This window comes from Catenuloplanes japonicus (assembly GCF_000717135.1).
GTDB lineage: Bacteria > Actinomycetota > Actinomycetes > Mycobacteriales > Micromonosporaceae > Catenuloplanes > Catenuloplanes japonicus.
The window spans coordinates 14,167-37,103 of sequence record NZ_JNXY01000047.1 but is presented as its reverse complement, the minus strand read 5'-3'; the positions used below and the strand labels follow the sequence as shown (position 1 = coordinate 37,103).

Here is a 22,937-nt window from a genome sequence, read left to right as displayed (position 1 = left end):
GTGGATGCGGGGCGCGACCACGATGCCCGGTCCGACCGCGTGACGTGCGACGCGACCGCGACGGCCCGCACGCGCGGCGGTCCGCGCCCACCGCCTCGCGGCGTGCGACCCCGCCGCGACGCACAGCGAGACGGGTGAATGGCGGGTACCGCGAAACGGGTGATCGTTGCGAGATCTTGATCCGCTTTTAACGGGACAAATGCGCTTCCGGGTCCCCGCGTGGACGTGACCGGTACGGCATTCTTGTGCGGGGCCTGCAGACGGGCACTCCGCACACCTCAGAATGGTGCGGTTCACTGTCCGCCGGCTGGGGAACTGCCTGGAAGGAGCGCGTCGTGGAGAAGTTCATGTCCGGGAGCCGGATCTGGCCGGACGAACAGACGCGCCTGCACTTCTACCTGCTGCCGTCGCTCGATCTGAACGCTGAGCTCGACGCGCTCATCACCGACTACCGCGACGTGGTGGAGGAGTTCCCGTTCGTCACGCTGGTGCAGGACGAGTGGCTGCACGTCACGCTGCACATGGTGACCGGCGTGGCCGCCGAGGAGGTCGGCGACCGGCAGCGGCGCGGCCTGGTCCGCACGGTCGGGACGTACCTGGAGGGCCTCGGCCCGATGACGCTGACCGCCGGCCCCGCGCTGGCCACCCGCAACGCGGTCGTGCTGGACGTGGACGGCGACCTGCCCGGCGACCCGTTCCACGAGGTCTACACGCGGATCAGGGCCGCGGTCGAGGACACGATCGGCGTGGAGGCGGTCGAGTTCGACGCGATGCCGCCGCACATCACGCTGGCCTATGCGAACAGCAGCGGCGACTCCGGCCGTGTCCAGAGCCTGCTGCGCCGCAAGGTCCGTCCCAGCCGCGCCACCTTCACCGTCGACGAGATCCACCTCGTCGAGGTCGAGCAGGACGCGCTCCGCACCGAATACCGCTGGGACCCGATCGCCACGTTCCCACTGCTGGGCTGACCGGGCGCGGCACCTGGACGGCCGAGGCCGGGGCTCAGCCGGCCGGGGCTGAGCCCCGACCGGTCCCCGGCCGGGCGGGATGGATCTCGCGCCGGGCAACGCTTTCAGCCGCGGCAGACCCGGGTCAGGCAGCAGACGCCTCGCCCCGGCGGTCCTCCGCCATGCGGGCGGCGGTCAGGTAGTCGACGCCGACCGAGGAGAGGGCCTCGGACAGCTCGGTGTCGGCGGGGGTGGCGGTGACCGGGTCGGCGATGGCGCGGAGGAGGCCGAGCAGCAGGTGCTCGGTGCCGGTGCGGGGCTCGCCGAGACGGCGGGACTCCTCGATGGCGCGCATCAGCGCGGCCTCGGCGGTCGTGGTGAACGGCAGGTTGGCCGGTGAGCGCTCGGCGCCGACGGTGAGCAGCGGGCGGGCCGCCTCGCCGACCACGGCCTTGCCGCCGGCCAGGTCGCGCAGGATCTGGGCGCCGGGGCCGCGGGCCCCGAGCACGCCCAGGATGAGGTGGATCGGGGCGATGACGACGCTGTTGACCGCGGTGGCCTCGGCGTGGGCGAGGCCGAGCACGCGCTTGACCCGGTCGGTGAGATCCATGGTGGGCGAGATCATCAGGCGACTCCCTCGGATGTCGGCGACCCCACCACTGTTGCGCCGCCCGGTCGCGCGAGGCAAGGATTCCCGCTCGATCGGTCACATTCACTCATCACCACGCGCAATCATCCGCTCTCGCTGCGTAATCATCCTCGCCTTCCGTCGCCGGGCAGCGGGAACCTCGGCGCGGCCGACGGGCCGGGCAGCGCCGCACGGTCGCCGGTTCCGGCCCGCGCGCGGCGGGACCGCCGGCGCGCGGGCACACGCCCGGAGCGCGCTTCCTACGGGGCGGGATCCTTACCAAATCCCCCGCGCGTCCGATAGCGTCTCTGGATGATCTCCGGCGCCGCGCACGGCGTACCCCCGGCGGTTTTTGATCTTTTTGAGGGTGACGCCGGATCGCCGGTCGTGCTGCACGTGCCGCATGGCGCGCGTGCCGTCACGCCGGCCGCGCGGGACGGGCTCCGGGTGACCGAGGCGCAGCTGGAGCACGAGCTCGATCTGCTGACCGACGCGCACACCCGCGAGATCGCCGCCGCGGCCGCGAGAGACGCGACGAGAACCCCCTGGACCTTCGCCAACGCCTTCTCCCGTCTGGTCGTCGACCCGGAGCGCTTCCCGGACGACACCGAGGAGATGGCGCGCGTCGGGATGGGCGCGGTCTACACGCGCACCGCGCACGGTGAGATCCTGCGCGACGACGATCCCGTCCGTGACGAACGGTTGCTGGCCACGCACTTCCGGCCCTACGCGGAGGCGATGGCGGACCTGATCGACCGGCGGCTCGCGGCCACCGGGCGGGCCGTGATCCTGGACGTGCACTCCTACCAGACCCGCCCGCTCCCCTACGAGCTGCATCGGGACGGACCGCGGCCGGCGGTCTGCCTGGGCGTGGACGAGTTCCACACGCCGTCGTGGCTGGTCGACGCCGCACGAGGCACGTTCGGCGAGGACACCGGCATCAATTCCCCCTTCGCCGGTACGTACGTGCCGCTGCGCCACTACCGCAAGGAGCCCGCCGTGACCGCGCTGATGGTGGAGATCCGCCGCGACACCTACATGACCGAGCCGGGCGGGCCACCGCACGAGGGCCTGGACCTCATCGCGGAGCGGCTCGCGGCGCTGGTGGACGCGGCATGAGCGAGCATGCGAGCGAATCATGGGCACAGTGCCGGAACTCATGGCGGCGCCGGAGCGCAGCGGAGGTGACGGCATGAGCGTGGACATCACCCGCGTGCTGCGGAACTCGCCGGTCGTCGACGGGCACAACGACCTGCCGTGGCAGCTGCGCGTGCATCGCGGCTACGCGGTCGACGGGCTCGGCACCGGGATTCCCGCCCTGCACACGGACCTGCCCCGGCTGCGGGCCGGCGGCGTGGGCGCGCAGTTCTGGTCCGTCTACGTCCCGTCCAGCCTGCCGGAGCCGGAGGCGGTGGTGGCCACGCTGGAGCAGATCGACGCGGTGCACCGGATGGCCGCGGCCTACCCGGACGACCTGACCGTCGCCACCACGGCCGCGGACGCGGCGCGTGCGATGGACAACGGGAAGATCGCCTCGCTGATCGGTGTGGAGGGCGGGCACAGCCTCGCGTCCTCCACCGGGGTGCTGCGCTGCCTGGCCCGGCTCGGCGTCCGGTACGTCACGCTCACCCACAACCACCACACGCCCTGGGCGGACAGCGCGGCGCTGACGCCGGTGCACGGCGGCCTGACCGACGAGGGCCGCGCGATCGTGCGCGAGATGCAGCGCATCGGCGTGCTGGTCGACCTCGCGCACGTCGCGGAGTCCACGATGGACGCGGCGCTGGACGTGGCGACCGCGCCGGTGATCTTCAGTCACTCGTCCTGCCGCGCGCTCACCGGCCACGGCCGCAACGTGCCGGACCGGGTGCTGGAGCGGCTGCGCGACAACGGCGGCGTGGTGCAGGTGACGTTCGTGCCGCAGTTCGTGTCCGAGGAGGTACGGGCCTGGGACCGGGCGCTGGACGAGGAGTCGCAGCGGCGTGGCCTGCCGGCCGTCCCGGTCGCGTGGCCGCCGGCGCCGAGGGCCCACGAGGCGCCGCGGAGTCACGCCACGGAGCAGGACAACACGGCGATCCAGGACTGGCTGGACGCCAACCCCGCGCCGAGGGCCACGATCGCGCAGGTCGCTGACCACGTCGAGCACGCACGGGACGTGGCGGGCGTCGCGCACGTCGGTCTCGGCGGCGACTTCGACGGCACCGCCACGCTGCCGGCCGGGCTGGAGGACGTCGCGGCGTACCCCCGGCTGCTCGAGGAACTTGCCACCCGCGGCTGGACCGAGCCGGACCTGGAGGCGCTGACCGGCCGCAACATCCTGCGTGTGCTGCGCGAGGCGGAGGACGCGGCCGCGGAGCTACTGGGGTAGGCGCTTCTTGTAGCGGTAGGCGTGCGCGTTGACGTCCTCGAAGCCGGCCTTGCGGTAGAACCGGTGCGCGGCCTCGCGCTCCGGCCGCCGCCCGCTGGTGACCTCGACGAACAGGCAGCGGAACGCGCGCGCGTAGGCCTCCACCGCGGCCAGCAGCGCGCGCCCGATGCCGCTGCCGCGCGTGTCCTCGTCCACGACCAGCGCGACCAGCCGTGCGTAGTGGCCGGTCACCTCCAGCACCGGGCTCACGTGCACGGCCGCCACGCCGACCACCACATCGTCCGAGACGGCCACGAACACGGCCGCGGTCGGCTCGTCGCTCCAGTAGTCCAGGCGCTCCGCGACGGAGGTCTCATCCGTCGGGTAACCCAGCTGACCCAGCAGCTCCGCCAGCCGCCCGCCGTCCGCGTGAGTCGCCTGCCGCACCAAGATCGCCATGCGGCACAGTGTGGCAGAAGATTCACATCCCGGGGGTACGGCGGGTGGCTCCGGATCGTGGCCGCGCACCCGCCGTCCGCCGGCGACCGGGAGCGTCACGCCGAGCCGGTCATGCCGGGGTCAGCCCGTGCCGCTGCGCGAACGCGGAGAGGTCGTCGCGCAGCGCGTCCAGCGTGTCGCCGGCCGCGTTGATCACGAGGCGGTCCACGCCCTGGCGTGCGAAGCCCGCCACGCCCTCCGGTGTGGTGGAGGTGGAGCCCCAGCGCGTGTGTTCCATCGGGCGGCCGGAGGAGCGGGCCTCCGCCAGCTGCGCGAGCCGCTCGGCCGGCGCGAGCATGCCGCCGGGGAACCAGCCGGCGCCGAACCGTGCGGCGCGGCGGGCCGCGGCCATCGACGAGCCGCCCACGTGGATCGGCAGCGCGCCACCGACCGGCTGCGGCCTGCTGGTCACGCGGTCGAGCTGGAAGAACTCGCCGTCGTACGTCACGGAGTCCTCGGACCACAACAGATTCAGCACCTCGAGTGCCTCGTCGGCCCGGCGCCCGCGGGTCTCGAACGCGACGCCGCTGACGGCCGCCTCCTGCGGGAACGCGCCGACGCCCACGGTGAGCAGCCGGAGCCGTCCCTTGGACAGCACGTCCAGCGTGGCGAGACGCTTCGCGAGCGCGACCGGGTGGTGGTACGGCAGCAGCAGCACGCCGGTGCCGAGCAGCAGCCGGGTGGTCGTGGCCGCCACGAACGACAGGCTGACCAGCGGGTCGGCGAACGCGACGTCGACCGGCATCTCGAACTCGCCCATCCGCATCCCGGGCGAGAGCGCCATGTGCTCCGGCAGGTAGAGGCCCTCGAACCCGAGCGCCTCCGCGTGCTGCGCATAGCCGATCAGGTGGTCCGGATCCACGCCGTACGCCGACGAGCTGTAACTGACCGCGAACTTCATCCCGACACCCTATTTCCGGCGTGCGAACCCTAATTAATCCATAACAGTCTTCCCCTGCACTGTTAACAGTCCTAATAATTCCCGTGACGGCGGTCGACCCCCAACCGCCATGACCATGGGAGGCTGTCATGCGACGGTCCCGGCTGGCGGCGCTGGTGAGCGCGTCCGCGCTGGTGTTGATGGGTGGAGCGGTGGTGTGGACGGCCGGGCCGGCCTCGGCCGCGGCGAACACCGCGACGTTCACGAAGACGTCCGACTGGGGTTCCGGGTGGGAGGGCAAGGTCACCGTCGCGAACGGCGGCACGTCCGCGCTCACCTCGTGGACCGTGGCGTTCGACCTGCCGGCCGGAACGGCGGTCTCCTCGGCCTGGGAGGCGGACCTGACCGTCTCCGGGTCGCGGTACACGTTCAAGAACAAGTCCTACAACGGGACGATCGCGGGCGGCGCGTCGCTGTCGTTCGGCATGATCGGCACGGGCGGCGGCAGCCCGTCGAACTGCACGCTCAACGGCGTCTCCTGCGGCGGCGGCAGCACGCCCACCACGCCGCCCCCGACCACGACGCCGCCGACGACTCCCCCGCCCACCACTCCCCCGCCGACGACCCCGCCGCCCACGTCGCCGCCGCCGAACACCGGGCCGCTGCCGAAGCACTTCCTCACCGGCTACTGGCACAACTTCGTCAACAACGCGGCCGAGCTGCGCCTGCGTGACACCCCGGCGCAGTACGACCTGGTCGCGATCTCGTTCGCGGAGGCGACGACCACGCCGGGCGCGGTCACGTTCGGCCTGGACCCGCAGCTGTCCAGCGCGCTCGGCGGCTACACGGACGCGGACTTCCGCGCCGACGTGCGCACGCTCCAGGCACGCGGCACGAAGGTCATCCTCTCCGTCGGCGGCGAGGCCGGCCGGGTCGCGGTGTCGGACTCCACCAGCGCGACCGCGTTCTCCAACACCATGTTCACGATCATGCAGTCGTACGGCTTCGACGGCGTCGACATCGACCTCGAGAACGGCCTCAACCCGACCTACATGGCGCAGGCGCTCCGGTCGCTGCGGTCCAGGGTCGGCACCAACATGATCATCACGATGGCGCCGCAGACGATCGACATGCAGTCGACCGGCGGGTCCTACTTCGCGCTGGCGCTGGCCATCAAGGACATCCTGACGGTGGTGCACACGCAGTTCTACAACTCGGGCGCGATGCTCGGATGCGACCAGGTCGCGGCGTACAGCCAGGGCTCGGTCAACTTCATCGTCGCGCTCGCCTGCATCCAGCTGGAGAACGGCCTCCGGCCCGACCAGGTGGCGCTCGGGCTCCCGGCCGGGGCCGGTGCGGCCGGCGGCGGCGTGGTCTCGCCGACCGTGGTCAACAACGCGCTCGACTGCCTGGCCCGCGCCACCAACTGCGGCACGTTCAAGCCGCCGCGCACCTACCCCGGCATCCGCGGCGCGATGACCTGGTCCGTCAACTGGGACGTCACCAACGGCAACGCGTTCGCCAACACGGTCGGCCCGCACCTCGACACGCTGCCCTGATCGTTCTGATCATCGAGGCGCCGTCCCTCCTGGGACGGCGCCTCGATCCGTCTCCGATCACGTCCGCCTCATCGCGGTTGATCTTCTGGTGAGGTCGCGACCGGTCCGCATCGACCATGGTGGACACGGATACTCTGTGGCGCCCGGCGTCCCCTTCCCGAACGAGGACTGTCACGATGCGCCCCCTCGCCATGCTCGCGTCGCCGGGCCGGCACGTGCCGGCCTGGCCGCTGCTGCCCGGACTGATCTTCCTGGCGGCCTCGGCGGCGGTCTACGTGCAGTACCAGCGGCATTTCCCGACCGGCCCGCTCGACCTTGAGGTGTACCGGGGCGGGCTGGAGGCGTTCCGGGACGGCGCCGCGGTCTACCAGGGCCGGTACGGGCAGATCCACATGCCGTTCACCTACCCGCCGGCCGCGCTGGTGCTGCTGTACCCGCTGGGCCTGGCGAGCCTGCGGACCACCTACGCGGCGCTGGCCGTGGCCGGGTTCGCGGTGACGTTCCTGGTGGCGTGGTGCGTGACCGGGATGCTCGGCTACCGGGGTGCGGCGGGCCGGATCGGCATCGCGGCCGCGTGCACCGGCGTCGCGCTGTGGCTGGAGCCGTTCCAGCGCACCGCCGACTTCGGGCAGGTCAACGCGCTCCTGCTCGGCCTGGTCGTGGTGGACCTGGCGCTGCTGCGGCGCACCCGCTTCGCCGGCGTGGGCATCGGCGTGGCGGCCGCGATCAAGCTGGTGCCCGCGGTCTTCGTGGTCCATCTGGTGCTGTCCCGGCGGTTCCGGGCCGCGCTCACCGCGGCCGGCACGTTCGTCCTGGTCAGCGTGGCCGGGGTGGCCCTGGTGCCACGGTCGGCGGAGTTCTGGCTGTCCGGCATGTTCATCAGCGGCGACCGGGTGGTCGGCGGCAACGGTCCGGACTCCTCGGGCAACCAGTCGCTGCGCGGGTTCTTCGCGCGCCTCGCCGAGGATCCGTCGTCCACGGCCGCGTTCGCGCTCTGGGCCGTCGCGGTCCTGGTGGTCGGCGTGACGGGCCTCGCGCTGGCGGTGCGCGCGGAGCGCCGGGGCGAGGGGGCGGCCGCGATGTGCCTGGTCGCGCTGACCGCACTGCTGGTCTCGCCGGTCTCCTGGACCCACCACTGGGTGTGGATCATCCCGTTCCTGCTGGTGTTCGCGGACGTGGCGTCCCGGCTGCGCGGGACGGTGCAGACGCTGGCGGCGGGCGGGGTGGCCCTGCTCACGGCCGCTTTCGCGGTGTGGCCGAGCAGCGCGGGGGATGCGGAGCCGCTCACGGTGCACGGCATCATCTGGGTCGCCCACCTGCACGGCGGTCTCGGATATCACGTGGGCTTCCAGTTGTACGTGCTCGCCGGGCTGGGGCTGCTCGGGCTGGCGGCGCTGTGGCTGTGGCGCGTTCCGGCGGCCTCGGCGGGCTCACCCGCCGAGGCCGCCGGTGCCGACGATGCCGTAGTCCTGCCGGCCCCGGCCGACGCCCCGTTCGCCGTCCCGGCCGGGGCCGGGCAGTCAACCGGCGGCGTACCGGCCCCGCGGACCTCGCCGGAGGTCCGCGAGACCGCGCACAACGCCTGATCCCTGCCCTGCCGGGCCAGGTGGTGTCGCCGGCTGCCCGCGGTCGCACGCGAGGAGACACGCCTGCCCACCGGTCACGCCCTCGATAGGCTGGCCGGCATGGCGACTCCGTGGACGCTCTGTTTCGACGCGGCCGATCCGCACCGGCTGGCCGGCTTCTGGGCGCGCACCCTCGGCTACGTCGCCGAGGCCGGCTACGACGAGCCGGACGCCGCGTCGATCGTGGACCCGGGCGGCCGGGGCCCGGCGATCGCGTTCCTGCGCGTACCGGAGGGGAAGAGCGCGAAGAACCGCCTGCACCTCGACGTCCGCCCCGGCGGCGGCGAGGACGGCATCCGGCGCCGCGCGGACGAACTGATCGCGCTCGGCGCCACGCAGATCGGCGAGGAGTTCTACGGCGAGGACTTCGGCCACCTGGTGATGCAGGACCCGGAGGGCAACGAGTTCTGCGTGGCGTAACGCGGGCGAAACCTTGACAGCGGGCCGCGAGTGAGCGCTAACATGCCCAAAATACATCGATGAGCCTGATTGCGTTTCGTCCTCCACGCGGGACGCGGATCAGCCGACCCCCGAAGGGGGACACCCATGCCCACGTCCCGGATCGCCCGCCGGGCACTGCTCGCGACCGCCACCGCGGCGGCGCTGCTCACCGGCGGTCTCGCCACGCTGCAAGCCCACGCGGCGGAGACGCCGCAGATCCTCGCCACGCCGACCGTGCCGCCCTCGTCGTACCCCGGGCCGGGTGTGGTCACCGGCGACATCGGCGTGCACGATCCGACGATCGTGAAGACCCCGGCCGGGACCTACCTGGTCGCGCACACCGGGGACAACATCGCGCTGAAGACGTCCACCGACCGGACCGCGTTCCGCAACGCCGGGACCGTGTTCCCGAACGGCGCATCCTGGACCACGGCCTACACCGGTGGCAGCCGCAACCTGTGGGCGCCGGACCTGTCCTACCGCAACGGGCAGTACTACCTGTACTACTCGGCCTCCACGTTCGGCTCGAACAAGTCGGCGATCTTCCTGGCCACGTCCTCCACCGGCGCGTCCGGCAGCTGGACGAACCAGGGACTGGTGATCGAGAGCAGCAGCGGCAACGACTACAACGCCATCGACCCGAACCTGGTGGTCGACGCGTCCGGCGCCTGGTGGCTGAGCTTCGGCTCGTTCTGGTCCGGCATCAAGACCGTGAAGCTGAACCCGAGCACGGGCAAGCGCGCCGACAGCACCGTCCGCAGCCTGGCCGGGCGCGGCGGCGGCGCGATCGAGGCGCCGGTCGTGTTCAAGCACGGCAACTACTACTACCTGTGGGTGTCGTTCGACCTGTGCTGCCGGGGCGCGTCCAGCACGTACCGGATCATGGTCGGCCGCTCCACCAGCTCCACCGGCCCGTTCGTCGACCGGAACGGGACCGCGCTGACCAGCGGCGGCGGCACCCAGGTGCTGGCGAGTCACGGCAGCATCCACGGGCCGGGCCACCAGGCCGTCTTCGCGGACACGGACGCGGAGGTGCTGGTCTACCACTACTACACGAACAGCGGGGCGTCGCAGCTCGGCATCAACCTCATCGGGTACGACTCGGCCGGCTGGCCGTTCGTCTACTGAGCCCGCCGACCGCCCACATAGGAGTCCCGGATCGTGATGCCCGCGATCCGGGACACCGCCGTCTCCAACGGGTTCTCCTCCAGCACCACGAAGTCCGCGAGCCGGCCCGGCGTCAGCGCGCCCAGGTCGTCATCCCAGCCGCAGGCCGCCGCCGCGCCGACCGTGTAGGCCCGCAGCGCCTCCGCCACGCTCAGCCGCTCGTCCGCGCCGACCGTGCGCCCGCCCGCGGTGAGCCGGGACGCCAGGAACTGGATCGCGCGCAGCGGCGGCCCCTCGGTGACCGGCCGGTCCGAGCTGGCGGCCAGCCGCACGCCACTGCGCAGGAATCCCGCCCCGCGATAGAGCCAGTCCGCGCGCTCCGGCCCCATGATCTCCGCGTAGTCGTCGCCGAAACACCACAGGAAGTCCGGCTGCACGACCGCGGTCACGTCCAGCGCGGCGAACCGGGCCAGCTGGTCCGGGCGCACCAGGCCCGCGTGCTCGATCCGATGCCTGGTCGGGGACGGCTTGATCGTGCGGGCCAGCGCGATCGCGTCCAGCGCCAGGTCCACCGCGCGGTCGCCGATCGCGTGCACGGCCAGCTGCCACCCGGCCCGGTGCCCGGCCACGATCGTCTCGGTGAGCGCCTCCGGGTCGTCCGCCAGCACGCCGATGTTGTCCGTGCCCACGTAGGGCGAGGTCAGCGCCGCGGTCCGGGCCATCATGCCGCCGTCCGTGAAGACCTTCAGCGCGCCGATCGACAGCCATTCGTCGCCGAGCCCGGTCCGTACCCCCAGATCCAATGCCCTGGGAATGTCATCGTCCGCGTGCGCCGCGACCGGTCGCAGCACGTCCGCCGCCACCATCAGCCGCGCCCTGACCCGCAGCTCACCGGCCTCACGGGCCGCCTGATAGGCCGCCAGCTCCACCGGCGTGTGCCCGACCAGCCCGCCCGCGATCCCCGCCTCGGACACCGCGGTCACGCCCTGCGCGCGGCATTCCCGCCCCGCGTGCCCGATCGCCGCCGTCAACTCCTTGATCGAATAGGGCCAGCGCAGCCTCCGCACCACCGCCATGTCACCCTCGGTCAGCAGCCCGTCCTCGTGACGCACCCCGTCCGGCAGCATCGCGATCACCGCGCTGTTGACCAGGCACGCATGCCCGGAGTCATGCGTGACGAACACCCTCCGCCCCGCACTGACCGCGTCCAGCTCCGTCGCGGTCAGATGCCGCCCCAACGGCCGCTGGTCATATCCGCCCACATCCACCCAGCCACCCTCGGGCACCCGCCGGGCCGCGTCCGCGATGACCCGCAGCATCGCCGCCGCATCCCGCGACGGCGCCACACTCGCCGCCCGCGCCTTGAGCCCGGTCCACGCGAGATGCACGTGCGCATCGACGAACCCCGGAACGACCGTCGCGCCCTTGAGGTCCAGCACCTCACGCGCCGGCAGCCCCGCCGCCTCGTCCCCGACCGCGAACACCCGCCCCCGCCACACCCCGAGCGCCCCCACCACCGGCCGCGCCGGATCCATGGTCAGAATCGTCCCGTTCTCGATACGCAGGTCGAGCACCCGCACTCCTCCCCCAGACCCCAAAAAGATCCAACACCACATCTTCCCGCTTCCGGCGTGGTTGCGGCCCGCACGCTCCCGCGGGCCTCGGGCCCGCGGGTGGTCGCCCTGAGCGCACCCCCTGAACTCCGACGCCTCCGCATCGTCCGTACGCCCGCACACCGCCCGTGCGCGCGGCCCGCACCCGAGCCGAAAGCTCACCAGACCACCGCACCAGGACCGACAATCTCCGGCATCGAGCCGACGGCCGCACGCCGGGCGGATCAGGCCGCGGTTCGTCCGGCGGGCACGCCCGGCGGGCAACCGGCCCGGAGCCATGCGAGCACCCCGGCGCGGCGCTGCCCGCGGCGCGCTTCGGATCGTGCGGCACGGCGGCACTCGCGTGATCTTCCCCGCGCCGCGCGGAACCGGCTCCGATCGGCGTGCCGAAGCGGAGCGCCAGCGGAGCCTTCGGCTCGCCGGAGGTTTGCCCGCGGGAGCAGCGCTGCCGGACCGCGCTGGAAGCGGGAAAATCATGGTCGTCGGGGTCTGGGGCTCGGGCCCCAGGAAAGCACAGCGCCCACGGGAGCAGGCGGACCGCGGTCACGCCGGAAGCGGGAAGACCCGGAATGTGGTCCGTGCCGGTCAGGGGGCGGTGAGGATGATCGGGCCGGTGGGGGTGACGGCGATGGTGTGTTCGGCGTGGGCGGCGCGGGAGCCGTCGCGGGTGCGCAGGGTCCAGCCGTCGCGGTCGGTGCGGTAGGCGTCGCGGCCGCCGGCGATGAGCATCGGCTCGATCGCGATGACCAGGCCGGGCTGGAGGCGGACGCCGCGGCCGGGGCGGCCCTCGTTCGGTATGGAGGGGTCCTCGTGCATGGCGCGGCCGACGCCGTGGCCGCCGTGGTCGGCCATGATGCCGTAGCCGCGGGCGCGGGCGACGCTGCCGACCGCGTTCGCGATGTCGCCGACCTTGGCGCCGGGGCGGGCGGCGGCGATGCCGGCGGCGAGCGCGCGGTCGGTGGCCTCGATGAGCGCGAGGTCGGCGGGGCGGGGTACGCCGACGGTGAAGCTGATCGCGGAGTCGCCGCACCAGCCGTCCAGGTGGGCGCCGGCGTCGATGCTGACCAGGTCGCCGTCGGCGAGCCGGTAGTCGGTGGGGATGCCGTGCACGACCGCGTCGTTGACGCTGGCGCAGATGACCGCGGGGTAGGGGGTCATGGCCGAGTTCGGCTGGTAGTGCAGGAAGGACGGCACGGCGCCGGCGTCCGCGATGACGGTGGCGGCGATCTCGTCCAGTTCGAGCAGGCTGACGCCGAGGTCCGCGTGGGCGCGGACCGCGGCGAGTGCTCGGGCGACGACGCGGCCGGCCTCCCGGAGCGCCGCGATCTCGGTGGGCGACTTCAGCTCGATCATGTCGTTCTCCTCAGGTGGCGACCTGACGATAACTATACCGGTATTACTATCGTGGGCATGGTACGGGTGCCGTTGAGCGAGGAAGAGCGGGAGCGCGGCGAGCGGCTGGGCCGCGTGCTGCGCGACGCCCGCGGCGCGCGCAGCATCGTGGAGGTCGCGGTCACGGCCGGAATCTCGCCGGAGACGCTGCGGAAGATCGAGACCGGCCGCATCCCGACGCCGGCCTTCTTCACGGTCGCGGCGCTGGCGGGCGCGCTGGGACTGTCCCTGGACACGGTCTCGGCCGCGGCCGCGCCACCGCCCGCACGCGACACCTCTCCGGACGGCCTGGCGGCCTAGCCGGCGCCCGTCCCATGCTGCCACACCGGCAAAAAACGTGAAAAATCCTGATTGAGGCGGATACGCACCCGGGGCGCGGTATCAAGGGATGGCACGTGTGCCGAAACCGGAGGTGTGGCTCAGCATGACGACCGCTCGCGAGATCATGACGACCGATATGACCTGTGTCGGGGAGAACGAGTATCTGTCGGCCGCGGCCAAGAAGATGGCGGATCTGGATGTCGGGTCGCTGCCGATCTGCGGCGTCGACAACCGGATCAAGGGCATGATCACGGATCACGACATCGTGCTGAAGGTCCTGGGCCGGGGCAAGGACCCGGCGACGATCAAGGCGGGCTCGCTGGCGCAGGGCGAGACGGTCACGATCGACGCGAACGACGACGCCCGCGCGATCCTGGCCACCATGTCCCGGCACCAGGTGCGCCGGCTGCCGGTGGTCGACGACAACCACCTGGTCGGGATGATCGCGCTGGCGGACGTGGCCCGCGCGATGTCCGACCGCTCGGTCGGCGAACTGATCCAGGCACTGAGCACGTCCGGCCGCTGAGGACACGGCCCGGAACGCCGAGCCGCAGGCCCGTGATCCAGGTGCCACGCGCGAGACGTGCGTGACGCCTGGATCCGCGCGTAACGGCCGCCGCACGGAGGGACCGCGGATAGGATCCTCCGATGAGGACGGACGAGTTCCACTGCACGGCGCGTCCGCGGTGCACACCGGCGGCGGCGATGGCGCTGCTCTCCGACCTGACCCGGCAGGGTGAGCTGCACCCGCTGATCATCGCGGTCACCCCGGAGCCGCCACGCCCCGGCGCGATCCGCAGCTACACGATCAAGGACGCGATGCGCTGGGGCCCGCTGGTCCGGTTCACCATCGTCTACCGGGCCGACATCGTGGCCGAGAGCGCCACGGAGCTGGAGACCGTCGCCCGCCAGTCGCCGCGGGTCACGGTCCGCAACCTCACCACGGTGACGCCGGAGGACGATCACACCCGGATCGACTGCCACGTCACGCTGACCGCGCCGACGCCGCTGTTCCGGTACGCGTTCACGCAGGCGCGGCGAGCCCACACGGAGCTCGCCGCCCGCATCGAGCAGAGGCTAGGCCCAGGCGGTCACCGCGCGGAATGAGCTGTCCGCACGGAACGTGTCCGAGTCCTGGTAGAGGTCGAGCCGCAGCTCGTAGTTGTAGTGCCTGATGTAGCGACCCGGGTAGTTGTACGACTCCAGTGCGACCGTCCCGGAGGCCGACCCGACCCGCGCGCAGAACGTGGCGTCCTTCGCGTAGGTGGCGGTCCCGTTGTTCGCGTCCAGCCGCAGCCGGTAGTCCCAGTGCCGCAGGAAGTAGCCGTTGGCGGCGCGCAGCGAGTAGCAGTTCGCGTCCGCCAGGCCGGGCACGATGGCGAACGTCGCGTCCTGCTTGACCGAGGCCGCGCTCGACGACGTCACCTGCTCGACGTAGCCGAGGTAGTCGCGGTGCCGCACGTACCGATCGGGGTAGTTGACCGACTGGAACGACCGCGTCACGTTGACCGGCAGCGACGCGCCGCCGGAGACGACCTCCTTGAGCACGGTGAAGTGCCGGGCGAAGCCGGACAGGCCGGGCAACGTCTGCGGTGCGCTCCACGAGACGAACCCGTCGTAGGAGTCGCTGAAGTAGTACTGCCCGACCGTGTAGCCGTCGAAGTAGATCCGCCAGCCGCCGTTGTCCAGCGGCACCAGCGCCTGGCCCTCGCGCGGGTTGCCCCAGCCGGCCCAGTTCCCGGTGCGGGAGATCGTGTACGGCCCGGTCAGCGACGATGCCGTGGCGTACTCGATGTACTTCGTGGTCTCGTTCTTCGTGAACGCGTGATACGTCGAGCCGACCTTGACCACGTAGGTGTCGATGTTGTTCGGCCCGATGCCGCTGAGCACCTGCGGCGCGGACCACGCGCTGAGCGCCGCGTTCGACGCGGTCAGTTTGTAGGGCTTGAAGTCCGCCCCGTTCGTCGACAGCGAGACGATCACGTTCACGCTGCCGTTCGAGTCGATGAAGAACTCCGGCGCCCAGGTGTTCTGCACGGTCAGCGGGATGGTCACGTTGCGCACGAACGTCCAGTTCAGACGGTCGGTGCTGCTGGCCAGGCCGATGGTGTTGCCGGTCCAGTTCGTGGTGTAGACGACCCAGTACTTACCGTCCGTGTGCTTGATGATGCTCGGGTCGCGGATCAGCCCGGTCGGCGGCGTGTAGGCCGGGCCGCGCAGCAGCCGGAACCCGGTCGCGTCCGGCGACTCGTACACGTACATGTTGGACTCGCTGCTGTTCGTGAACGCGGTCATCGTGTAACGCGTCCACGAGCCGGCCGGTGGGGCGGCGGCCTGAGCAGGGGCGGAAAGACCCACAAGAGCACAGATCAAGACCAGAAATCCAGCGAGGGTACGTCTCACAGCAGCCTCCATGGCGGCGAACACGCGAGTGACCGGCGTGTTGCGTGGATGTGTCGGCGAGGCCTTCGGGAGACAGTGTTAGCGCTCACACGGAGAAAGTCAACGTCATCGATGTGAGCGACGCAGGTAGGCCAGCACGGCCAGCACCCGCCGGTTCGAGTCATCGGCCGGCGGCAGCCCCAGCTTGGCCAGGATGTTGCCGACGTGCTTGCCGACCGCGGCCTCGGACACGAACAGCTGCCGGGCGATCGCGGCGTTGGACAGCCCGGTCGCCATCGACGCCAGCACCTCACGCTCGCGGGCGGACAGCCGCGCCACCGGGTCCTCCGGCGGGCGGCGCAGCAGCTGGCGGACCACGGTCGGATCGATGACGGTACCGCCGGCCGCGACGCCGCGCAGCACCTCGACGAACTCCTCCACGTCCGCGACCCGGTCCTTGAGCAGGTAGCCGACGCCGCGGCCGCCGTCGGAGTCGAGCAGCGCGGACGCGTAGGAACGCTCGACGTACTGGCTGAGCGCCACCACGGGCAGGCCGGGGCGACGACGGCGCAGCTCCAGCGCGGCACGCAGGCCGTCGTCGGACATCTGCGGCGGCATGCGGATGTCCGTCACCACCAGGTCCGGCCGGTGCGCCTCCACGGCCGGGATCAGCGCGTCCGCGTCACCGACGGACGCCACCACGGGCAGGCCGAAGCGTTCGAGCAGGCCGGCCAGGCCCTCGCGGAGCAGCACGCCGTCCTCGGCCAGCACCACGCGTACGGTCACGACGCCACCTCGTCCCGGGAGGCCCGGATCCAGGGCAGCTCGACGCGGACCACGGTCGGGCCGCCGGCCGGACTGGACAGCAGCATCCTGCCACCGGCCACCGCGGACCGGTCGGCCAGCCCGGTCAGGCCGGAGCCCGCGTCCGGGTCCGCGCCGCCCTGGCCGTCGTCGGTGACCTCGATGATCAGCAGGCCGTGCTCCCGGAACACGCGCACCCAGGCCTGGCCCGCGTCGCCGTGCCGGACCGCGTTGGTCAGTGCCTCCGCGACCACGAAGTACGCGGTGCTCTCCACGTGCGCGGCCGGCCGCTCACCCAGGTCGCTGCGCACGGTCACCGGCATCCCGGTGCGGTCGGCCAGCTCGCGTAGCGCGGCCGGCAGGCCCAGGTCGGTGAGCACCTGCGGGTGGATGCCGGCGATCAGGTCGCGCAGCTCCGCCATCAGCGCCTTCGCCTCCTCGTGCGCCTTCGCCACCGACGCCGCGGCCGGCGAGTCGTCCGGCACGTCCAGCTTCGCGAGCCCGAGCTGCAGCGTGAGGCTGACCAGGCGCTGCTGGGCGCCGTCGTGCAGGTCGCGTTCGATGCGCCGCCGTTCCGCCTCGAAGCCGTCGACCAGCCGCGCCCGCGACCGGGACACCTCGCGCAGCTCCGTGTGCAGGTGGCCGTCGGACGGCGGGTCGTTCAGCAGCGCGGCCGCGGCCAGTCCGTGCAGACCGGCGATGCCGCCCAGCACGTAGGGGGTGCCGGCCAGCAGGACCAGGCCCACCAGCGCGTACGGCACGGCGCCGGAGGACGTGCTCACCTCGCCGAAGACGATGGTGACCGGCTCCTCCTCGGAGACCAGGAACGGCGCGACCACCATCGCGGCCGCCATCCCGGTCCAGAGCAGCGCGAGCCCGGTGGCGAACGGTGCGACCGCGGCGAGCAGCGTGCCGTAGAGCGCGGACCGCCACGTCGCGGCCTCGGCGTAGCGGGTGACCAGCCAGGACCACGGCCCGGTCTCCGGCGGTGTCCGGTGGCCGGACCGGACCGGCGCGGTGCGGATCAGCCGCAGCCGGTAGCGCTCCACGTGCGCCAGCGGCAGCGCCAGCAGCGGCGCGCCGGCCGCGTAGAAGCCGATGAAGAGGAAGAGCAGCACCAGCAGGACGCCGGGGTCCGGGGTCCGGTCGCGGGTCATCGTCGCGATCAGCGCGAGCGCCGGGATCAGCGGCACCGCGAGCGGGAACGCGACCAGCGCGGCCACCGGCGTGGTCAGCAGGTACAGCAGCGAGCGCCACGGCCACGGCGTGAGCAGGTAGTTGCGCCGCAGCATCGCGGACAGCGCGGTTTCCGTCATGCCGAAGACGCTAGGTGCCCGCGCCACGCCGGAGAACCACCCTGCGCCTACACCCGGGGTAGGCCCAGCCCTACCTTCTCGGCGTCCCGCGGCGCGGCAGCGGTGTCCAGCGGCTCGATCGGGGTGACCGGGGCGTGGGCGAAGGCGGAGCCGCGGAGCATCGCGATCGTCAGGACCAGCACGCCGCCGGCGGCGGTGAGCAGCGGGACCGTGGCCAGCAGGCCGGCCGAGGAGGCGGCGGCGCCGAGCGCGGAGCCGGTCACGATGCCGACCTGGAAGACGATGCCGGTGATCGCGTTCGCGGTCTCGGCGCGCGGGCCGGGTGCGCGGCGCAGCACGGCCAGCGCGACGCACACGTTGAGCACGGAGAACGCGCCGCCCCAGAGCACGATCAGCGGCAGGCCGGCGATCTCGATCGACAGCGAGCCCGCGGCCCAGAGGCCGGCCAGCGCGATCGTGAACGTGGCGGCCGCGACGCGTACCCCCGCGACGGGTCTGAGGTCCGCGACCCGGCCGGCGAGCGTGCTGCCGACGACCGCGGCCGCGCCGTAGACCAGCAGCAGGATGGTCAGGCCGGCGCCGGTGACGCCGAACCGCTCCCCGACATAAGGCGCGATATAGGTATAAAGCGTGAAGTGGCCGGTGACGGCGAACAGGACCACGCCGAGGATGGGCAGCACGCCGGGCACACGCACGGTGGAGAGCACGCTGCCGCCGCTGCCGCGCACCTCGGCGCCGCTCAACGGCGGCAGGAGCCGGGCGACCAGCACGCCCAGCGCCACGGCCACGACGCCCACGGCCAGCATCGCCACCCGCCAGCTGGACACCTGTCCGAGCAGCGTGGCCAGCGGCGTGCCCACGACCAGCGCGATCGAGCCACCGACCATCACGCGCGCGCCAGCCCGGCCGCGTGCCTCCGGGCGGGCCAGGCGCATGGCGGCCGGTGCGGCCACCGCGAAGTAGACGCCGTGGCCGAGCGCGGCCAGCCCGCGGCCGGCGCCGAGCACGGCCACGTCCTGCGCGAACGCGGCGACCAGGTGGCCGGCGCCGAAGACGGCGGCGCTGCCGAGCAGGACCTGCCGGCGGTCGAAGCGGGACGTCCACCGGGTCAGCGGCACCGCGGACGCGGCCGCGATCAGCGCGTACCAGGAGACGGTCAGGCCGACGCGGCTCTCCGTCGCGCCGATGCCGTCCGCGACCTCCGCGATCAGGCCGATCGGCAGCGTCTCGCCGGTGACCACGATGAACGCGATCGCGGCCAGCGCCACCGTGGCGATCGCCTCGGCGCGTCGCGACAGCACGGCAGTCATTCCACACACTCCATCCGCGCGACCGGCGGGTCCTGGCCGCAGCCCACCATGATCCGGGGGATCGCGACCGCGCCAAACGGATTTCCCGCGGATGGGAGCGGGGTCACGCCGGGCGCGCGCGACTTCCGAAGGGTCGAGAGGGACGGATCACAGTGCGGGCACGGCCGGGCGGTGGAAGCTCCGGCCGTACCCGTGAAGCGATTGTGATCGTGATTTTCAGCGGCGTGAGATGGCGCGCTCGTAGACGACCGGGGAGAGCGTGGACGGGCCGGAACCGTTGCGGGCCGGCTGGGCCGGGACGGTGGCCGACTCGTTGCCCGCCTCCGGGATCACGGTCAGCGGGTCCTTCGAGCGCGCCAGCAGGCCCTTGCCGAGCGCGGTCAGCGTGGTCACGAACGCAACGTTGAGCGCGGTCGTCCAGTCGAACTCGACCACGTTGAAGACGCCCGCGGCGGCGATCGAGGCCAGCAGCGAGGCGAGGAACGTCTTGCCGAGGCGGACCACGACGTCCGGCCAGAACGACAGGTTCGTGGTCTTCGTCAGGTACTGCAGGCCGGTGAGCAGCACCGACGCGACGGCGGCGCTGAGCGAGATCGTGATCGCGTACTTCCAGGGCAGGTGCGCGACCGAGGTCGTGCCGCCGGCCAGCAGCGTGGCGAAGAAGACCTGGCCGGCGGACCAGCCGGCGCGCTCGACGAAATCGAGCAGGACCGCGTTGTGCCGCAGTTTCTCGAACCACATGGCGGGATCGCTTCCTATTCGGATCGACAGGTTGCGCACATCCCACCACGCGCGGAAGCCCCCGGCACCGGCCGGGGGCTTCCGCGGGGAGACTCAGCTGTTGTGCCAGGTGCGGCCGTCGCGCTCGAGCAGCCGGTCCGCCTCGGTCGGGCCCCAGGACGCGGCCTCGTAGAGCGGCACCGGGCTGCGGTCGTCCGCCCAGGTCTGCAGGATCGGGTCGACGATCCGCCAGCACTGCTCGACCTCGTCGGACCGGATGAACAGCGTCGGGTCGCCCTTGAGCGCGTCCAGCAGCAGGCGCTCGTAGGCCTCCGGCGACTCCTCACGGAACGAGCTGCCGTAGGAGAAGTCCATGGTCGCGGACCGGACCCGGAAGTCGTGGCCCGGCACCTTGGCGCCGAAGCGGAGCGTGATGCCCTCGTCCGGCTGGATGCGCAGGATCAGCGCGTCCGGCGCGAGATCCTTGGCCTGGCCGACCGGGATCGGCAGGTGCGGCGGCCGCTGGAACGTCAGCATCACCTCGGTGACGCGCTTCGGCAGCCGCTTGCCGGTGCGGATGTAGAACGGCACGCCGGCCCAGCGCCAGTTGTCCACGTCCAGCCGCAGCGCCGCGAACGTCTCGGTGCGGCTGAGCGGGTTCACACCCTGCTCGTCGCGGTAGCCGGGCATCAGGTCCGACTCGGTGCCGCCGCGCGTGTACTGGCCGCGCACCGCGATGCGGCTGATGTCCCGGTTCGTGGGCAGCCGGATCGCCTGGAGCAGCTTCACCTTCTCGTTGCGGACGTTCTCCGCCTCGAACGAGGACGGCGGCTCCATCAGCGCGAGCGCGAGCACCTGGAGCACGTGGTTCTGCAGGATGTCGCGGGTGGCACCGGCCGTCTCGTAGAAGCTGCCGCGGGTGCCGACGCCGAGCGTCTCCGCCACCGTGATCTGCACGTGGTCGACCCAGGTGCGGTTCCAGATCGGCTCGAAGATCGCGTTGGCGAAGCGCAGCGCCAGCAGGTTCTGGACCGTGTCCTTGCCCAGGTAGTGGTCGATCCGGAAGACCTGCGACTCGTCGAACGCACCGTGGACGGTGCTGTCGAGGTCCCGGGCCGACTCCAGGTCGTGCCCGTACGGCTTCTCGATCATGATGCGGGAGAACGCGCCCGGCCGCGGCTCGTTCAGGCCCGCGTCCTTGAGCCCGTTCACCACGTGCCGGAACGCCTCCGGCGGCGTGGCCAGGTAGAACGCGCGGTTACCGGCGGTGCCGCGCTCGGCGTCCAGCGTGTCCAGGAGCTCACGGAGGCGACGGTACGTCTCCGGGTCGTCATAGCCGCCGGACACGTACCGGAAGCCGTCGTTGAGGTCCGGGAACACCGACTGCCCGCCGGTCATCCGGCTGCGGAAATCCTCGTCGGACATGGGCGAGCGCGCCACGCCGACCACCGCGAACTGCGACGGGAGCCGCTTGTGGCGGGCGAGGTTCTCGACCGCGGGCCCGAGCTTGCGGGCGGTCAGGTCACCGGACGCGCCGAAGATCACCAGCACACCCGCGGGCGCGCGGCGGTGGTCCTCGGGGAACACGGTTTCCGGGGCCGGCAGTTCGTCAGTCATCAAGACCTCCACGGTTAAAACGGGATACCAGACATTCTGTCGGTCCAGGCACGGGCCGGACCAAGCCGGGCATGATCACTGACACCCCCGTTGTCACGTAGGCCGGGGCGCATCCGGTTCAAGTCTTCCCAAAGTCGCTGAGGTTCGGGGGACGGATAGGTTAAAGACGTGGGCGATCTTGGGCACTCAGGTGACAGCACGGCGACCGTCCTGCGGAAACTCGGACTCACGGTCTACCTTCCGGCTACCGTCTACACGCTCGGGCACGCCTCCATCCTGCCCGTCGTCGCGGTCCGCGCGGTCGAACTCGGCGCGTCGCTCAGCGTCGGCGGCCTGATGATGGGCCTGATCGGGCTCGGGCAGGTGACCGGCGCGCTACCGGCCGGCTCGCTGATCGCGCGATTCGGTGAACGCGCCGCCATGCTGCTGGCCACCGCCGTGATCGTGCCCGCGCTGCTGGTCGCGATCTACGCGCGCGCGGTCTGGGCGCTCGGCGCGGCCGTCTTCGCCATCGGGCTCGCGGCCGCGCTGTGGGGCGTGGCGCGCCAGACATACGTGACGGACGCGGTCCCGATCGCCATGCGCGCCCGCGCGCTGTCCACACTCGGCGGCGTGAGCCGCATCGGCGCGTTCATCGGCCCGTTCGCCGGAGCCGGAGCCATGGTCTTCCTGGGTACGGCCGGCGCGTACTGGGTCTACGTCGTGGCCGTCCTCGCCGCCGCCGGCCTGCTCTTCCTGCTCCCGCCCACGTCCCACGACCGGGCCGCCGCCGGCCCGCCCACACGCCTGTTCGACGTGGTCCGGAACCACCGCCGCGCGCTCGGCACGGTCGGCGTGGGCGCGCTCATGATCGCCGTCATGCGCGCCTCCCGCCAGACCGTCATCCCGCTCTGGGGCACCCACCTCGGCCTGTCCCCCACCACCCTCGCGCTGATCGTCGGCATCTCCGGCGGCGTCGACATGCTCCTCTTCTACCCCGGCGGCGCCATCATGGACCGCTTCGGCCGCCGCGCGGTCGCACTCCCCTCGATGTCCACGCTGACGCTCGCCCACGCGCTGCTCCCGCTGGCCGGCGGCGCCTGGACGCTGACGCTGGTCGCGATGCTGATGGGCCTCGGGAACGGGCTGTCGGCCGGCGTGGTGATGACGCTCGGCGCGGACGCGTCGCCGACGACCGGGCGGGCACAGTTCCTGGGCGCGTGGCGGCTGGTCGCCGACCTGGGCAACGGCGGCGGGCCGCTGCTGATCAGCGCGCTCATCGCGGGGTTCTCACTGCCGGTGGCGGTGCTGACCATGGCCGGGGTGGGGGTGGCGGCGGTGGGGACGCTGTGGCGCTTCGTGCCACGACGGCAGCCGACGGTCGCGGCGGGCGGCGGATAGGAGCGCGACGATCAGCAGGCCGGGGTGAACGGGAACCACTCCGGCCAGGG

22 protein-coding genes are annotated in these 22,937 nt (G+C 72.2%); 11 read left to right on the top strand and 11 right to left on the bottom strand.

The window, feature by feature from the left end; all coding sequences use genetic code 11:
• Positions 1 to 335: 335 nt before the first annotated feature.
• The gene (locus tag OP04_RS45545) at positions 336 to 968 is read left to right on the top strand and encodes a 2'-5' RNA ligase family protein (RefSeq protein WP_033346294.1); all 633 of its coding nucleotides are present in this window, start codon (positions 336 to 338) and stop codon (positions 966 to 968) included.
• A 124-nt stretch (positions 969 to 1,092) separates the two neighbouring features.
• Here the strand turns inward: OP04_RS45545 and OP04_RS45540 are convergent, their stop codons facing one another.
• A complete protein-coding gene (locus tag OP04_RS45540) occupies positions 1,093 to 1,572 on the bottom strand; it encodes a Clp protease N-terminal domain-containing protein (protein ID WP_157241234.1) in 480 nt (159 codons plus the stop codon).
• A gap of 315 nt (positions 1,573 to 1,887) precedes the next feature.
• Between OP04_RS45540 and OP04_RS45535 the strand changes: the two genes are divergently transcribed.
• Entirely contained in the window at positions 1,888 to 2,694 is an 807-nt protein-coding gene (locus OP04_RS45535) for an N-formylglutamate amidohydrolase (RefSeq protein ID WP_033346292.1), read from the top strand.
• Between the two features lie 73 nt (positions 2,695 to 2,767).
• Entirely contained in the window at positions 2,768 to 3,943 is a 1,176-nt protein-coding gene (locus OP04_RS45530) for a dipeptidase (RefSeq protein ID WP_033346312.1), read from the top strand.
• On the opposite strand, the gene OP04_RS45525 is transcribed toward OP04_RS45530, so the two are convergent.
• The gene (locus OP04_RS45525; RefSeq protein ID WP_033346291.1) at positions 3,932 to 4,381 is read right to left on the bottom strand and encodes a GNAT family N-acetyltransferase; all 450 of its coding nucleotides are present in this window, start codon (positions 4,379 to 4,381) and stop codon (positions 3,932 to 3,934) included. The two genes, OP04_RS45530 and OP04_RS45525, sit on opposite strands and share 12 nt — an antisense overlap.
• A gap of 109 nt (positions 4,382 to 4,490) precedes the next feature.
• Positions 4,491 to 5,321, bottom strand: coding sequence for a TIGR03619 family F420-dependent LLM class oxidoreductase (locus tag OP04_RS45520; RefSeq protein WP_033346290.1), 831 nt, complete (start codon positions 5,319 to 5,321; stop codon positions 4,491 to 4,493).
• Between the two features lie 128 nt (positions 5,322 to 5,449).
• Here OP04_RS45520 and OP04_RS45515 point away from each other — a divergent pair, with 128 nt between their 5' ends.
• The 4 genes from OP04_RS45515 to OP04_RS45500 all read left to right on the top strand — a co-directional run bounded on the left by OP04_RS45515 (position 5,450) and on the right by OP04_RS45500 (position 10,053).
• Entirely contained in the window at positions 5,450 to 6,859 is a 1,410-nt protein-coding gene (locus OP04_RS45515) for a chitinase (protein WP_033346289.1), read from the top strand.
• Positions 6,860 to 7,035: 176 nt separating this feature from the next.
• On the top strand, positions 7,036 to 8,445 hold the full coding sequence (locus tag OP04_RS45510; RefSeq protein ID WP_198154270.1) for a glycosyltransferase 87 family protein: 1,410 nt from the start codon (positions 7,036 to 7,038) through the stop codon (positions 8,443 to 8,445).
• 99 nt (positions 8,446 to 8,544) lie between these two features.
• The gene (locus tag OP04_RS45505; protein WP_033346287.1) at positions 8,545 to 8,904 is read left to right on the top strand and encodes a VOC family protein; all 360 of its coding nucleotides are present in this window, start codon (positions 8,545 to 8,547) and stop codon (positions 8,902 to 8,904) included.
• A gap of 126 nt (positions 8,905 to 9,030) precedes the next feature.
• A complete protein-coding gene (locus OP04_RS45500) occupies positions 9,031 to 10,053 on the top strand; it encodes an arabinan endo-1,5-alpha-L-arabinosidase (protein ID WP_085067301.1) in 1,023 nt (340 codons plus the stop codon).
• Here the strand turns inward: OP04_RS45500 and OP04_RS45495 are convergent.
• The gene (locus OP04_RS45495) at positions 10,047 to 11,606 is read right to left on the bottom strand and encodes an amidohydrolase (protein WP_033346310.1); all 1,560 of its coding nucleotides are present in this window, start codon (positions 11,604 to 11,606) and stop codon (positions 10,047 to 10,049) included. The genes OP04_RS45500 and OP04_RS45495 overlap by 7 nt on opposite strands.
• Positions 11,607 to 12,230: 624 nt before the next feature.
• Positions 12,231 to 12,998 (bottom strand): type I methionyl aminopeptidase, encoded by a 768-nt coding sequence (map, locus tag OP04_RS45490; protein WP_033346286.1) that lies wholly within the window; start codon positions 12,996 to 12,998, stop codon positions 12,231 to 12,233.
• Between the two features lie 57 nt (positions 12,999 to 13,055).
• Between map and OP04_RS45485 the strand changes: the two genes are divergently transcribed.
• From OP04_RS45485 to OP04_RS45475, 3 genes are all read left to right on the top strand, one after another.
• A complete protein-coding gene (locus tag OP04_RS45485; protein WP_033346285.1) occupies positions 13,056 to 13,337 on the top strand; it encodes a helix-turn-helix domain-containing protein in 282 nt (93 codons plus the stop codon).
• A 124-nt stretch (positions 13,338 to 13,461) separates the two neighbouring features.
• Positions 13,462 to 13,884: a CBS domain-containing protein gene (locus OP04_RS45480; RefSeq protein ID WP_033346309.1), complete on the top strand. Its 423-nt coding sequence runs from the start codon at positions 13,462 to 13,464 to the stop codon at positions 13,882 to 13,884.
• Positions 13,885 to 14,006: 122 nt separating this feature from the next.
• Positions 14,007 to 14,465: an SRPBCC family protein gene (locus OP04_RS45475; protein ID WP_033346284.1), complete on the top strand. Its 459-nt coding sequence runs from the start codon at positions 14,007 to 14,009 to the stop codon at positions 14,463 to 14,465.
• Here OP04_RS45475 and OP04_RS45470 read toward each other — a convergent pair.
• From OP04_RS45470 to zwf, 6 genes are all read right to left on the bottom strand, one after another.
• Positions 14,436 to 15,653, bottom strand: a complete 1,218-nt coding sequence (locus OP04_RS45470; RefSeq protein ID WP_232323997.1) for a glycoside hydrolase family 43 protein — start codon at positions 15,651 to 15,653, stop codon at positions 14,436 to 14,438. The two genes, OP04_RS45475 and OP04_RS45470, sit on opposite strands and share 30 nt — an antisense overlap.
• A gap of 213 nt (positions 15,654 to 15,866) precedes the next feature.
• Positions 15,867 to 16,526 (bottom strand): response regulator transcription factor, encoded by a 660-nt coding sequence (locus tag OP04_RS45465; RefSeq protein ID WP_033346283.1) that lies wholly within the window; start codon positions 16,524 to 16,526, stop codon positions 15,867 to 15,869.
• Entirely contained in the window at positions 16,523 to 17,860 is a 1,338-nt protein-coding gene (locus OP04_RS45460) for a sensor histidine kinase (protein ID WP_051800061.1), read from the bottom strand. The genes OP04_RS45465 and OP04_RS45460 overlap by 4 nt, the downstream gene beginning before the upstream one ends.
• Before the next feature lie 47 nt (positions 17,861 to 17,907).
• Complete coding sequence (locus tag OP04_RS45455; protein ID WP_051800060.1) at positions 17,908 to 19,170, bottom strand: MFS transporter; 1,263 nt, start codon at positions 19,168 to 19,170, stop codon at positions 17,908 to 17,910.
• 216 nt (positions 19,171 to 19,386) lie between these two features.
• Positions 19,387 to 19,911 carry a hypothetical protein gene (locus OP04_RS45450; RefSeq protein WP_033346282.1) on the bottom strand — a complete coding sequence of 175 codons (525 nt, stop codon included), beginning with the start codon at positions 19,909 to 19,911 and terminating at the stop codon, positions 19,387 to 19,389.
• A 93-nt stretch (positions 19,912 to 20,004) separates the two neighbouring features.
• Entirely contained in the window at positions 20,005 to 21,507 is a 1,503-nt protein-coding gene (gene zwf, locus OP04_RS45445; RefSeq protein ID WP_033346281.1) for a glucose-6-phosphate dehydrogenase, read from the bottom strand.
• A 168-nt stretch (positions 21,508 to 21,675) separates the two neighbouring features.
• On the opposite strand from zwf, the gene OP04_RS45440 reads away from it, so the two are divergent.
• Positions 21,676 to 22,887 carry an MFS transporter gene (locus tag OP04_RS45440; RefSeq protein ID WP_063746887.1) on the top strand — a complete coding sequence of 404 codons (1,212 nt, stop codon included), beginning with the start codon at positions 21,676 to 21,678 and terminating at the stop codon, positions 22,885 to 22,887.
• Positions 22,888 to 22,937 lie beyond the last annotated feature (50 nt).

What these genes read in the sequence shown, in the direction of transcription:
- OP04_RS45460 (WP_051800061.1), bottom strand. Translation starts at nt 17,860, where the DNA reads ATGACGGAAACCGCGCTGTCCGCGATGCTGCGGCGCAACTACCTGCTC.
- map (WP_033346286.1), bottom strand. Translation starts at nt 12,998, where the DNA reads ATGATCGAGCTGAAGTCGCCCACCGAGATCGCGGCGCTCCGGGAGGCC.
- OP04_RS45535 (WP_033346292.1), top strand. Translation starts at nt 1,888, where the DNA reads ATGATCTCCGGCGCCGCGCACGGCGTACCCCCGGCGGTTTTTGATCTT.
- OP04_RS45470 (WP_232323997.1), bottom strand. Translation starts at nt 15,653, where the DNA reads ATGACCGCGTTCACGAACAGCAGCGAGTCCAACATGTACGTGTACGAG.
- OP04_RS45505 (WP_033346287.1), top strand. Translation starts at nt 8,545, where the DNA reads ATGGCGACTCCGTGGACGCTCTGTTTCGACGCGGCCGATCCGCACCGG.
- zwf (WP_033346281.1), bottom strand. Translation starts at nt 21,507, where the DNA reads ATGACTGACGAACTGCCGGCCCCGGAAACCGTGTTCCCCGAGGACCAC.
- OP04_RS45515 (WP_033346289.1), top strand. Translation starts at nt 5,450, where the DNA reads ATGCGACGGTCCCGGCTGGCGGCGCTGGTGAGCGCGTCCGCGCTGGTG.
- OP04_RS45480 (WP_033346309.1), top strand. Translation starts at nt 13,462, where the DNA reads ATGACGACCGCTCGCGAGATCATGACGACCGATATGACCTGTGTCGGG.
- OP04_RS45525 (WP_033346291.1), bottom strand. Translation starts at nt 4,381, where the DNA reads ATGGCGATCTTGGTGCGGCAGGCGACTCACGCGGACGGCGGGCGGCTG.
- OP04_RS45455 (WP_051800060.1), bottom strand. Translation starts at nt 19,170, where the DNA reads ATGACTGCCGTGCTGTCGCGACGCGCCGAGGCGATCGCCACGGTGGCG.
- OP04_RS45540 (WP_157241234.1), bottom strand. Translation starts at nt 1,572, where the DNA reads ATGATCTCGCCCACCATGGATCTCACCGACCGGGTCAAGCGCGTGCTC.
- OP04_RS45520 (WP_033346290.1), bottom strand. Translation starts at nt 5,321, where the DNA reads ATGAAGTTCGCGGTCAGTTACAGCTCGTCGGCGTACGGCGTGGATCCG.
- OP04_RS45500 (WP_085067301.1), top strand. Translation starts at nt 9,031, where the DNA reads ATGCCCACGTCCCGGATCGCCCGCCGGGCACTGCTCGCGACCGCCACC.
- OP04_RS45510 (WP_198154270.1), top strand. Translation starts at nt 7,036, where the DNA reads ATGCGCCCCCTCGCCATGCTCGCGTCGCCGGGCCGGCACGTGCCGGCC.
- OP04_RS45475 (WP_033346284.1), top strand. Translation starts at nt 14,007, where the DNA reads ATGAGGACGGACGAGTTCCACTGCACGGCGCGTCCGCGGTGCACACCG.
- OP04_RS45485 (WP_033346285.1), top strand. Translation starts at nt 13,056, where the DNA reads ATGGTACGGGTGCCGTTGAGCGAGGAAGAGCGGGAGCGCGGCGAGCGG.
- OP04_RS45530 (WP_033346312.1), top strand. Translation starts at nt 2,768, where the DNA reads ATGAGCGTGGACATCACCCGCGTGCTGCGGAACTCGCCGGTCGTCGAC.
- OP04_RS45450 (WP_033346282.1), bottom strand. Translation starts at nt 19,911, where the DNA reads ATGTGGTTCGAGAAACTGCGGCACAACGCGGTCCTGCTCGATTTCGTC.